Origin of the sequence: Flavobacterium sp. HTF (genome assembly GCF_003105115.1) — a bacterium.
Classification (GTDB): Bacteria; Bacteroidota; Bacteroidia; order Flavobacteriales; family Flavobacteriaceae; genus Flavobacterium.
This window is the reverse complement of the sequence record NZ_QETH01000126.1, coordinates 1-10,558: the sequence shown is the minus strand read 5'-3', so window position 1 is coordinate 10,558 and position 10,558 is coordinate 1. Positions and strand designations below refer to the sequence as shown.

Annotated in this window: 12 protein-coding genes; 10 read left to right on the top strand and 2 right to left on the bottom strand. The window is 33.0% G+C overall.

The window, feature by feature from the left end:
• Positions 1-140: 140 nt before the first annotated feature.
• From DCO46_RS21135 to DCO46_RS21100, 8 genes are all read left to right on the top strand, one after another.
• Positions 141-965, top strand: a complete 825-nt coding sequence (locus DCO46_RS21135; protein ID WP_116754463.1) for a MotA/TolQ/ExbB proton channel family protein — start codon at positions 141-143, stop codon at positions 963-965.
• 59 nt (positions 966-1,024) lie between these two features.
• Complete coding sequence (locus DCO46_RS21130; protein ID WP_116754462.1) at positions 1,025-1,657, top strand: ExbD/TolR family protein; 633 nt, start codon at positions 1,025-1,027, stop codon at positions 1,655-1,657.
• 19 nt (positions 1,658-1,676) lie between these two features.
• Entirely contained in the window at positions 1,677-2,249 is a 573-nt protein-coding gene (locus DCO46_RS21125) for an ExbD/TolR family protein (protein WP_116754461.1), read from the top strand.
• Between the two features lie 38 nt (positions 2,250-2,287).
• Positions 2,288-3,088 carry an energy transducer TonB gene (locus tag DCO46_RS21120; RefSeq protein WP_116754460.1) on the top strand — a complete coding sequence of 267 codons (801 nt, stop codon included), beginning with the start codon at positions 2,288-2,290 and terminating at the stop codon, positions 3,086-3,088.
• Positions 3,088-3,318, top strand: a complete 231-nt coding sequence (locus DCO46_RS23290) for a hypothetical protein (protein WP_116754459.1) — start codon at positions 3,088-3,090, stop codon at positions 3,316-3,318. Before DCO46_RS21120 ends, DCO46_RS23290 begins: the two co-directional genes overlap by 1 nt.
• 4 nt (positions 3,319-3,322) lie before the next feature.
• Positions 3,323-4,246 (top strand): PstS family phosphate ABC transporter substrate-binding protein, encoded by a 924-nt coding sequence (locus DCO46_RS21110; protein ID WP_116754458.1) that lies wholly within the window; start codon positions 3,323-3,325, stop codon positions 4,244-4,246.
• A 17-nt stretch (positions 4,247-4,263) separates the two neighbouring features.
• The gene (locus tag DCO46_RS21105; protein ID WP_116754457.1) at positions 4,264-5,934 is read left to right on the top strand and encodes a tetratricopeptide repeat protein; all 1,671 of its coding nucleotides are present in this window, start codon (positions 4,264-4,266) and stop codon (positions 5,932-5,934) included.
• Positions 5,935-6,035: 101 nt separating this feature from the next.
• Positions 6,036-6,668, top strand: coding sequence for a 7-carboxy-7-deazaguanine synthase QueE (locus tag DCO46_RS21100; protein ID WP_116754456.1), 633 nt, complete (start codon positions 6,036-6,038; stop codon positions 6,666-6,668).
• A gap of 73 nt (positions 6,669-6,741) precedes the next feature.
• On the opposite strand, the gene DCO46_RS21095 is transcribed toward DCO46_RS21100, so the two are convergent.
• Positions 6,742-7,287, bottom strand: coding sequence for a YfiT family bacillithiol transferase (locus DCO46_RS21095; protein WP_116754455.1), 546 nt, complete (start codon positions 7,285-7,287; stop codon positions 6,742-6,744).
• Between the two features lie 13 nt (positions 7,288-7,300).
• Positions 7,301-8,008: a class I SAM-dependent methyltransferase gene (locus DCO46_RS21090; RefSeq protein ID WP_116754454.1), complete on the bottom strand. Its 708-nt coding sequence runs from the start codon at positions 8,006-8,008 to the stop codon at positions 7,301-7,303.
• A gap of 74 nt (positions 8,009-8,082) precedes the next feature.
• Here DCO46_RS21090 and DCO46_RS21085 point away from each other — a divergent pair, with 74 nt between their 5' ends.
• Positions 8,083-8,577, top strand: a complete 495-nt coding sequence (locus tag DCO46_RS21085; protein WP_116754453.1) for a YkgJ family cysteine cluster protein — start codon at positions 8,083-8,085, stop codon at positions 8,575-8,577.
• A gap of 102 nt (positions 8,578-8,679) precedes the next feature.
• A complete protein-coding gene (locus tag DCO46_RS21080; protein WP_116754452.1) occupies positions 8,680-9,915 on the top strand; it encodes an ABC transporter permease in 1,236 nt (411 codons plus the stop codon).
• The last annotated feature ends 643 nt before the right edge of the window (positions 9,916-10,558 follow it).

Here is a 10,558-nt window from a genome sequence, read left to right as displayed (position 1 = left end):
ATTTTTTAAATTGACGTTAAATTTCCTTCAATAAAATTAAAAAAAGTTTTTTTATTTAAACTAAACGTATAAATTTGCTCCTCTACAAGTTAAATATAACTAAAAAATAAAATTATTTAAAACTATTAAAATTTAAAAAAATGGCAAACGTTAAAGTTAAAAAAGAGAGCACTTCAAATGGAGGAGGAATGATTACTGGAATCATAATTGTAGCGTGTATCTTAGTTGGGTTTTTAATTTGGAAATTCGTTATGGGTTCTCCTGCTAACTTTGAAGGTGGAAATCCTGAAACAGGTCACCCAATCAATACTTTAGGGATGGTATATAAAGGAGGTTTCATCGTACCAGCGTTATTAGGTATGTTCTTAATGGTTGTTGTGTTTTCAATTGAAAGATATATTGTTATCGGTAAAGCAGCTGGAAAAGCTAATTTAGATAAATTCATGCAAAACGTTCAGGCCAGTATCAAAGAAGGAAACATCGAAGCTGCAATCGCTTCTTGTGACAAACAACAAGGTTCTGTTGCAAATGCAATTAAATCTGCTTTGATTAAATATCAAGACGTTAAAAAAGAAGGTTTCAACAGTGAAGAAGCTGCAGAAGTAATCCACAAAGAAATCGAAGAGGCAACTTCATTAGAAATGCCAATGTTAGAAAAAAACATGACAATTATCTCTACTTTAGTATCATTAGGAACTTTAGGAGGATTATTAGGAACTGTATCAGGTATGATTAAAGCGTTTGGTGCGTTAGCTTCTGCTGGAACTCCAGACCAGGCTGCTCTTGCAACAGGTATTTCTGAGGCACTTATCAACACTGCAACAGGTATCTCTACTTCAGTTTTAGCAATTATCTCTTATAACTTCTTTACAGCTAAAATTGATGATTTAACTTACTCAATCGATGAGGCTGGTACTACAATTGTAAATACTTACAGAAGATTCAGAGGAAGTTTGAAACAATAATTAATTTTTGATTATTAATAATTACAATTAATTATAACATCAAAATAAAATAAAAGATAATGGCTAAAATAAAAATGAAAAAGAAGTCAACATCGACAGATATGACTGCCATGTGTGATGTTGCGTTCCTTTTGCTTACGTTCTTTATCTTAACCGCTACTGCTAAAGTACCTGAAGCTTTACCTGTTGATACGCCTTCTTCTACTGTACAAAGTAAATTGCCAGATACAGATTTGGCTATTATTACAGTAGGTAAGGGTAGTGATGGAAAGACTAAGATATTTTTTGATATCAAAGGAAGAGATCTTCGTAAAAAAACTCTTGAAGGAATGGGCGCTAAATTAGGCGTTAATTTTTCAGAAGAAGATCAGGCTAAATTTGCATTAATGGATGACTTCGGTGTTCCATTGGCAAGCTTAAAGCAAATCATTGATATGAAAGCGGCTGACAGAACCAAAGCAAATCAACCTGGAATTCCAACGGATTCTTTAGATAATCAATTAAAAGACTGGCTTTTAGTTGCTAGAAGAGCAACACTTGATCTTAGTGGTGAATCTAAAGAATTGCAGATTGCAATTAAAGGAGATGCTAAAGAAGAATATCCTGAAATTAAAAAGATTATGGATATTTTGCAAGATCAAAAAATCAATTCCTTTAACTTAGTTACAGGTATGAGAGGAAAAGACTTTTAATTAAAAAAGATACACTAAAATGGCTGAATTAAATACCGGCGACGGTGGTGGCGGAAAAGGTGGCAAAGTAAGAAGTAAAAAGCAAAATTCAAAAGTCGATTTAACGGCAATGGTGGATTTGGCATTCTTATTGATCACATTCTTTATGTTAACCACATCGTTGTCAAAACCTCAATCGATGGATTTATCTTTACCAGATAAAGACGATAAGAAGGACGATAATATTGATATCAAAGTTGATGAAAATCGTACGATGACTGTTCTTTTAGGGGAAAACAATAAGTTAGTGCGTTACGTTGGTCGATTGGAAGCACCAGTTGCTGGAGGAGCACCAAAAGATTTTACTTACGGTAAAGATGGAATTCGAAGAGAATTGATGACTAGAGGAAAATTAGTTCTTGAATATTCTGCGGCTAAAGGAAAACCTAAAGACGGTATGATAGTTATCATCAAACCAACTAAAAAATCTACATACAGAAATTTAGTTGATATTTTAGATGAAATGGCTATTGTGGGAGTTGGAAAAACTGGATCATACGCTATTGTAAATGATGTTTCTCCTGAAGAAACTAAATTGTTAGAGCCAAAATAAGAGCAATCTATTGGTGAATAACCTAATAATCAAGAAAAATGAAATTAGATATTATAAAAAATCAGTGGCTTGATATCGTATTCGAAGGACGTAATAAGATATATGGTGCATATGAGCTAAGAAAATCAAACGGTAAGACTACTGTAAAAGCGCTTATCATTGGTTCTATTATCTTTAGCTTTGCGGTTGCAGCACCTCTTATTGCAAGTTTTTTACCAGATTCTAATGAAGAAGTGGTAGATAACAATATTAAGATCATTACTGCAAAATTACCTCCGAAAAAAGAAGAGGTAAAGCCAAATACACCTCCACCACCTCCGCCACCTCCAAAACAGGATCAGGTGAAGTTTGTGAAGCCAGTAGTGGCAAAAGCAGAAGAAGTAACTGAGGAGCCACCAAAAATTGAAGAACTTAAAGATAAAAAAGTTGGTTCTGAAACTATCAAAGGTGATCCAAATGCTAAAATTACTATAGACGAACCAGTTGGAACTGGTCCGGTTGCAGCAGTAGTTGAAGAAGATAACAACGTGTATAACACAGCTGGTATCGAAGTAAAACCAGATTTCCCTGGAGGAATTGAGAAATTCTACAAATTCGTAGGAAACAATTATAAGACTCCGGAAGAAGAAGGTTTAAAAGGTAAAGTTTATGTTACTTTTGTAGTTGAAAAAGACGGTTCATTAACCGACATTAAAGTTTTAAGGGATATCGGTTACGGTACAGGAGCAGAAGCAATTCGTGTTCTTAAAAAATGTCCAAAATGGACTCCTGGCGAGCAAAATGGTAAAAAAGTTAGAGTACTTTACTCTCTGCCTATTACTATTCAATCTGCAGAATAATGTTAAAAGATAGGCTTAATAATATTCAGAAGAAATCGCTCAAAGAGCGATTTCTTCTTGTTTTAGGAATACTGTTTTTTTTAATATATCTTGTGCTTGGTTTAATGATTATGTTTTGGAAAAAACTCCCACTAGATATGGAGCCGAAATATAGATATGCTTTTGGAGGATTATTGATTGTGTATTCAGCAATCCGATTTTTGAGATTAATTAATTCAAATGTAGAATAGTAATATGTTAAAGTATAGTAAAGTTTTTGGAGTGATCGCTTTTGTTTTTTTGTTTGCCATGTGTAACCAAAAAAGCAAGAATGATTCTGGAGAAGAAACAATATTAAAGGGATCTCTGGATATAACGGTTGATGAAACTGTAAAGCCAATTGTAGAAGACCAGATTGCTGTTTTTGAAGGTACTTACTATGATGCTAAAATTTCTATTAAACCCAAATCTGAAGCTGAACTTATAAATGATTTGCTAAATCAGAAAGCGAAAGTAGTGGTTACAACAAGAGATTTAACACAAGAAGAGAAGAGCAGATTTGATAAGAGTAAAATAAATCCCAGAGTTACTCCGTTTGCTAAAGATGCCATAGCGTTGATTTCAAATAAAAACAATAATGACACGTTAATTGCGTTAAAATCTGTAATTGATTTTATTCAGGGAAAACCTGACGGTAAGATTAAAGGATTAGTTTTTGACAACCCAAACTCAAGTACGGTACGCTACATGAAGGATTTGGCGAAGGTTAATAACATTCCGACTGAAGGTGTTTTTTCATTTAAAACGAATGATGAAGTTATTAAATTCGTTTCAGAAAATGATGGTATGATTGGTATAATCGGTGTAAATTGGTTATCACAGCCATCTCCAAATATGGTTGATCTGGTGAATAAAGTTAATATTTTAGGCGTTAAAGGGTTAAAAGATGATAAGTATTATTATCCAACACAAAATGATCTTGCCGAATTAAAATATCCTTTGGCACGTGATTTGTTTATTATAAATTGTCAGGGATATACCGGATTAGGAATGGGGTTTGCTTCATTCATTGCCGGGGAGATTGGGCAGCGAATAGTTTTAAAATCTGGACTATTGCCTGTGAAAACTCCAGGCAGGAAGCTTAAAATTAGAAGTAAAATTATAAATGATAAAGAATAAATTAATTACTATAAAAGATGAATAAATTTAAAATTTTTAGTTTTGCCTTAGTTGCTTCAGTTTCTGTTGCAAAAGCGCAGGACATCAACCAAGCTAAAAAAGCAATAGATGCTGAACAATTTGAAAAAGCTAAATCTTTGCTGAAATCAATAATTAAAGCAAAGCCATCAGATGGCGAGGCTAATTTTGTTTTAGGTAACGTTTATCTAAATCAGGCGATTGTTGATTCTGCTAAAATTTATTACTTAAATGGAATTGAGGCAGCTGATAAAAAGCACTTGAATTATATTGGGTTAGGTCAAATTGATCTTGATAATAAAAATACAGCAGCAGCTCAGGCTAATTTTGGTCTGGCTACAAAGGATATTAGAAAGAAAGATGTAAACGAGTTCATCTATATTGGTAGAGCATACATGAATTCTGTAAATCCTGACTATAAAAGCGCTATTACCAGTTTGCAAAAAGCTCTTGCAATTGAGCCACAAAATGCTACAGCTCTTTTAGCAATTGGAGATGCTTATTATGGAGCAAATAACCAAAATGATGCATATAAAGCTTATCGTGATGCTTTTACAGCTGATAAAACTTTATTAAGAGCTAAAATGCAATTAGGTGTTTTATTAAAAGGAGCAAAATCTTATGAAGAAGCAATCAAAGCTTTTGATGAAGTTATTGCTTTGGATGCTAATTATGGTCCTGTTTACAGAGAACTTGCAGAGACTTATTATAAGTGGGCAAGAAACAAACCTTCTACATCTACTGTTAATTTGCAAAAAGCAATTACAAATTATGAGAAATACTTAAGTCTTACAGATTATTCTCTAAACTCAAGAATGCGTCATGCAGATTTCCTTATCCTGGTTAAAGATTATAAGGCCCTTGAAACAGAAGCTAACAAAATGATCGAATTGGATAAAGTGAATCCAAGAATTTACAGATACTTAGGTTATTCGGCTTATGAGAATGGAAATTATGATGTAGCTATCAAATCATTAGATGATTATGTTAAAGTCCCGTCTAATAAAATAATAGCGAGAGATTATTTATACTTAGGTCTTGCTAAAATTAAAAAAGGAACTGATGCACAAGGTGTTGTAGATCCTGCTGCTTTTGATGCGGGTATGGCTGAAGTTAAGAAAGCTGTGGCTTTGGAGCCTTTAGTAGTTGAAGATCTTGGTGATTTTGGTAAAGAATTGTTTGGAAAAAAACAATTTGCACAAGCTGCTGCGCTTTATGAGTTGAGTTCTGCTAATACAGAATCAAAAAACTATTTGACAGACAATGTTTACTATGGTATTTCACTTTATTATGCAAATGTGAACAAAACTGCAACTGCTCCTGATGTTATTGCTGCTTTAGGAAAAGCTGATGCTGCTTTTGACAGAGTTCTGGTAGCTTCTCCTACTTATGATGAAGCTTACTTATATAAAGGAAGAATTAATAATTTGTTGTCAAAAGACGATCAGATTATCAAAAACTATGAAACATATGTTACTAACATAACGGCTAAAGGTGCTGAAGAATTAGCTAAACCAGCTACAGTTAAAAAAATAGTTGAAGCTTACAATAGTATTGGTGCAAGTTATGCTAATACGGATAAAGCTAAAGCAATTGAATACTTCAACAAAACTTTAGTTTTAGATCCTGCAAATACTTACGCTGCACAATCTGTTAAAGCTTTAAAATAATTAAGTTTTTATATTAAATATAAAACCGATAGTTTCTTTGAACTATCGGTTTTTTTATGTTCCATATTTAAATGACTATCTTTGCACTTTAAAATAAAAGAATGTTATCAAAAGAAATACAATTGGAAGTGAATAAAGGTGCTATGTTGCCTTTAATGGAAGAGTTTTACACGATTCAGGGAGAAGGTTTTCATACAGGAACAGCTGCTTACTTTATACGAATAGGGGGTTGCGATGTAGGTTGTCATTGGTGTGATGTAAAAGAAAGCTGGAATGCAGAATTACATCCTCCAACCAGTATTGATCTAATTGTAAAAAATGCTGCAAGCTATGCCAATACTATTGTAATTACTGGTGGTGAACCATTATCATGGGACATGACTTTGTTGACACAACAATTAAAAGATAAAAATTTAAAAGTTCATATTGAAACTTCCGGTGCATATCCATTATCCGGAACCTGGGACTGGATTTGCCTTTCTCCGAAAAAGAACAAATTACCGACTCAAACCGTATACGATAACGCACATGAGTTAAAAGTTATAATTCACAACAAGCATGATTTTATTTTTGCAGAAGAACAGGCCGAACTTGTAAATAATAATGCAATTTTATTTCTTCAGCCTGAGTGGAGCAAAAAAGAAGAAATGACTCCGTTGATTGTTGATTATGTTATGAATAATCCAAAATGGAGAGTTTCATTGCAGACGCATAAATATTTAAATATACCTTAAGTAAACAAAAAAATCTCTTCATTTGAAGAGATTTTTTTGTTGTGATAGTATTGAAAGAAAGAATATTTCTGGCTTATTTCCAGTTTTTCTGTTTTTTTAGAGTTGTAATATGTGCTAAATGATGATTGCTGTGCCACGCATAGAGTCCAATAATTTCTTTTAGCCTATATTCCGAATTACTTTCCGGATGAATAAAACTTCTTTCAAGTTCTTCAGTAGATAAACTTTTCATGATAAAGGCTAATCTTGAGTGTAGGCCTTCTAATAAACTTAATGTTGGATGAATCGGCATTTTTACGTTATCGGGTAGTTGAGCCCATAAGTTTTCATCGTAAGCTTTTATTACAGGGTTGTTTTCAGTAAGTGCCCACTTTAATCTGATAAAACAATTCATATGACTTTCTGCGCAATGATGAATTACTTGCCTTACCGTCCATCCGCCCGGGCGATATGGTGTGTCAAGTTCTTCATTTGAGAGGTGAATTGTTTCAGCTTTTAATTTTTCAGGAAACAATTCAATTTCTGTAATTTTTTCTAAAATATATTTCGTTGAATATTCAGATGGAGTAACAAATTTTCCAATAGGATATTTTAATCTTTCTATGTTTGACTCTTCCATAAGTTTTCAGGTATTATATTGAAAGTCTTGCCAAATAATCGAAATGTTCTCCTTCTGTGACAAGTTCACATTTTAAACCATTTGAAATGGCAGCGTTCTGAAGTGTGTTGTAATCTAAATATAACCAGTTAAAAGGTTCTTCCTTTTCTCCTTTATAGGAAATATTAAAAACCAGCTCACCGTAATAATCATTGTGGGATGGAATCCATTTTCCGCCATCTTCATCTTCGTCAAACATATAAATAATATCAGAACTGTCTAATAAAATTTGACCTCCGGGATTCAATAGTGATTTTAGTTTTGATAAATATTTATTGCAATTCTCCAATTTTCCAAAAATACCAACACCATTCATTAATAAAAGAATGGAATCGAATTTCTCCCCTTCAAAATCCAGGATATTTTGAACTTTAGCATTTTTTACGCCGCGTAGCCTGCAGGTTTCTATTGCATGAGTGGAGATGTCTATAGAAGTTACTTCCAAATTGCGATCATTTTGTAATGACAAACTATGGCTTCCGGCCCCACATCCTACATCCAGCACTTTTCCGTTTGCCAGTTGCAATGCCTTTTGTTCAATTTTAGGCATTTCATTATAAGAACGGAATAGATAATCAACACTCATTTCGTCTTCTTCCGAAATGGACGTTTCGGTAATAATATCCTCAGGAGAATTATTGGTCTGAAAATCATACATTGCTTTTCCAAAAAGATCTTTCATCGTAATTTAGTTCAAAGTTTAGGGTTTCAAGTTGAAAGTTGTTTAATTTTGCACATCAACTTTAAATTTTAAACTTGAAACAAATTTTAAATAACTTAAATAAGTTAGCCAAAGATAAGCATATCGAAAATAAAAAGTATTTTGATAAGCTTAAAAAGAAACAGCCAAAGAACTTAGATTATGTCATGCAGGAATTGCATGATAGGGAATTCAAGCGAACAGACTGTTTAGAATGTGCCAATTGTTGTAAAACAACCGGGCCTTTGTTTACATTGGCAGATATTGAAAGAATTTCAAAATCATTTAGACAAAAGCCACAACAGTTTATCGATCAATATTTAAGAATTGACGAAGACAAAGATTATGTTTTAAAAAGTGTTCCGTGTACTTTTTTAGATAATGAAAATTATTGTATGATTTACGATGTTCGGCCAAAAGCATGTAGAGAGTTTCCGCATACAGACCGTAAAAAGTTTCATCAGATTTCAGATCTGACACTTAAGAATGTTGCGATCTGTCCAGCTGCGTACAATATTGTAGAAGAAATGAAAAGGAAAATGCCGCTTTAGGGATTTAAAAAACAGCAAAATGTTTTAATAACAAATATTATTGCTTTTTTAGCTGTATTTTTGAATCTTAGGAAAACTAAATATTAATATAAGACTCCAAATTTGAATTTAGAATATTTTATAGCCAAAAGACTTATTACTGCCAGAGATTTTAAAAGCAGTATTTCAGCTCCAATTATAAAAATTGCAATTTCGGCTATAGCTATAGGTATTATTATGATGTTGGTTTCAGTTGCAACCGGAATTGGTTTGCAGCAAAAAATACGCGAAAAAGTTTCCGCTTTTAACGGCCAGGTTATTATTTCTAATTATGATAACAACAATTCTGAGGTAACCCTTGTTCCGATTTCTAAAAATCAGGATTTCTATCCCAATTTTAAATCAGTTCCTGAGGTTAGTCATATTCAGGCTATCGCAAGTAAGGCTGGAATTATCAGAACTGAGAATGCCTTTGAAGGGATAATTTTTAAAGGGGTAGGATTAGATTATGATTGGGATAATATTAAAGAGTATTTGGTTGAAGGGAAATTACCTGATTTTTCCAAAAGCCTGAATGAAGAAGTTATAATTTCCAGATTTCTGGCCAATAGGCTTAATCTGAAAATTGGCGATAATTTCAATACCTTTTTTGTTAAAGAAGAACAAGGAAAAATGCCAAATAGCCGTCGTTTCAAAATCACAGGAATTTTTAATTCGGGTTTTCAGGATTTTGATGCTACTTATATAATAGGAGATATTCGTCATATACAACGTATCAACAAATGGAGTCCTGATCAGGTTGGTGCATTTGAAGTTTTTGTGAAAGACTTTGATAACATCAAATCAACGGGGAATCAAATTTATGAGCAAACTTCATCCGGTTTGGATAGTAAGACTATAATAGAAAAATATAGCTATATTTTTGACTGGCTTCAGCTTTTTGATTTTAATATTATTGTTATTCTCGCAGTAATGATTTTGGTAGCCACTATAAATATGGTAGTAGCTTTATTAGTTCTTATTTTAGAGCGTACACAAATGATTGGAATTTTGAAAGCATTAGGGGCAAATAACTGGACTGTTAGAAAGATATTTTTATATAATGCATTTTACCTGATTTTGAGAGGACTCTTTTGGGGAAATCTAATTGGAATTTCGTTATTGCTAATTCAGCAGCAATTCGGGATCATTCAGCTCAATCCCGAAAACTATTACGTTAATCAGGCTCCGGTTTATATCAATTGGGTTTATGTTCTATTGCTTAATTTGCTTACGATAACAGTTTGTTTTTTGGTATTATTAATTCCATCGTATATAATTACCAAAATATCTCCTGTCAAAGCTATTCGTTTTGATTAAATAAATAGAAACACATTATTCTCATAACAACCCGTCAGGTTTTCAAAACCTGTCGGGTTGTTTTTTTTGATACCTAATATATAAGTATAGTTTATACTACTATATATAGTAGCAACATTTTTGAAGACCCCGGTTGGTTTAAATAAGGATCTGCTTCCCGCTATCGGCTCCAATCTTTTGTTTTGAAGACCAAACAAAAGGATTTCCTCCCGTCTCCGAGGCTTGGGGATCGGAACTACGGGGTTTAGGACAACTGTTTTCAGGATAAATTAAGAAAGAGCAAGCATTCAAATCCATAAAACATCCGCAGAAAAAGCGTTCAAAAGCTAAAAACCCCATAAAAGCGAGACTTGAAAAAGACGATAAATCACCAAAAGGACAACAGTATGGCGAAAAACCCTACAAGGTGTTGAAAAAAGTGTATCTGTAAAATATCCGTTATCAGTGAGTTAAGAAAAAGGTTTAAAAAAGATTGAAATTATATAAAGAAAAGGCTTGTAAATGTAAATAAAGGTGGTACTTTTGCACCCGCAACAACGCAGAGGTTCACTGATAGACTGACAGGATTTAAGAATTTGGATTGAGAAATATTTTCAAAAAAAGATTCAAAAAAGCTTGTGAGATTTGAAAACGCTCTGTACAT

Coding starts and splice junctions, on each gene's coding strand:
- DCO46_RS21130 (WP_116754462.1), top strand. CDS start 1,025: ATGGCTAAAATAAAAATGAAAAAGAAGTCAACATCGACAGATATGACT.
- DCO46_RS21095 (WP_116754455.1), bottom strand. CDS start 7,287: ATGGAAGAGTCAAACATAGAAAGATTAAAATATCCTATTGGAAAATTT.
- DCO46_RS21090 (WP_116754454.1), bottom strand. CDS start 8,008: ATGAAAGATCTTTTTGGAAAAGCAATGTATGATTTTCAGACCAATAAT.
- DCO46_RS21125 (WP_116754461.1), top strand. CDS start 1,677: ATGGCTGAATTAAATACCGGCGACGGTGGTGGCGGAAAAGGTGGCAAA.
- DCO46_RS23290 (WP_116754459.1), top strand. CDS start 3,088: ATGTTAAAAGATAGGCTTAATAATATTCAGAAGAAATCGCTCAAAGAG.
- DCO46_RS21135 (WP_116754463.1), top strand. CDS start 141: ATGGCAAACGTTAAAGTTAAAAAAGAGAGCACTTCAAATGGAGGAGGA.
- DCO46_RS21120 (WP_116754460.1), top strand. CDS start 2,288: ATGAAATTAGATATTATAAAAAATCAGTGGCTTGATATCGTATTCGAA.
- DCO46_RS21100 (WP_116754456.1), top strand. CDS start 6,036: ATGTTATCAAAAGAAATACAATTGGAAGTGAATAAAGGTGCTATGTTG.
- DCO46_RS21105 (WP_116754457.1), top strand. CDS start 4,264: ATGAATAAATTTAAAATTTTTAGTTTTGCCTTAGTTGCTTCAGTTTCT.
- DCO46_RS21110 (WP_116754458.1), top strand. CDS start 3,323: ATGTTAAAGTATAGTAAAGTTTTTGGAGTGATCGCTTTTGTTTTTTTG.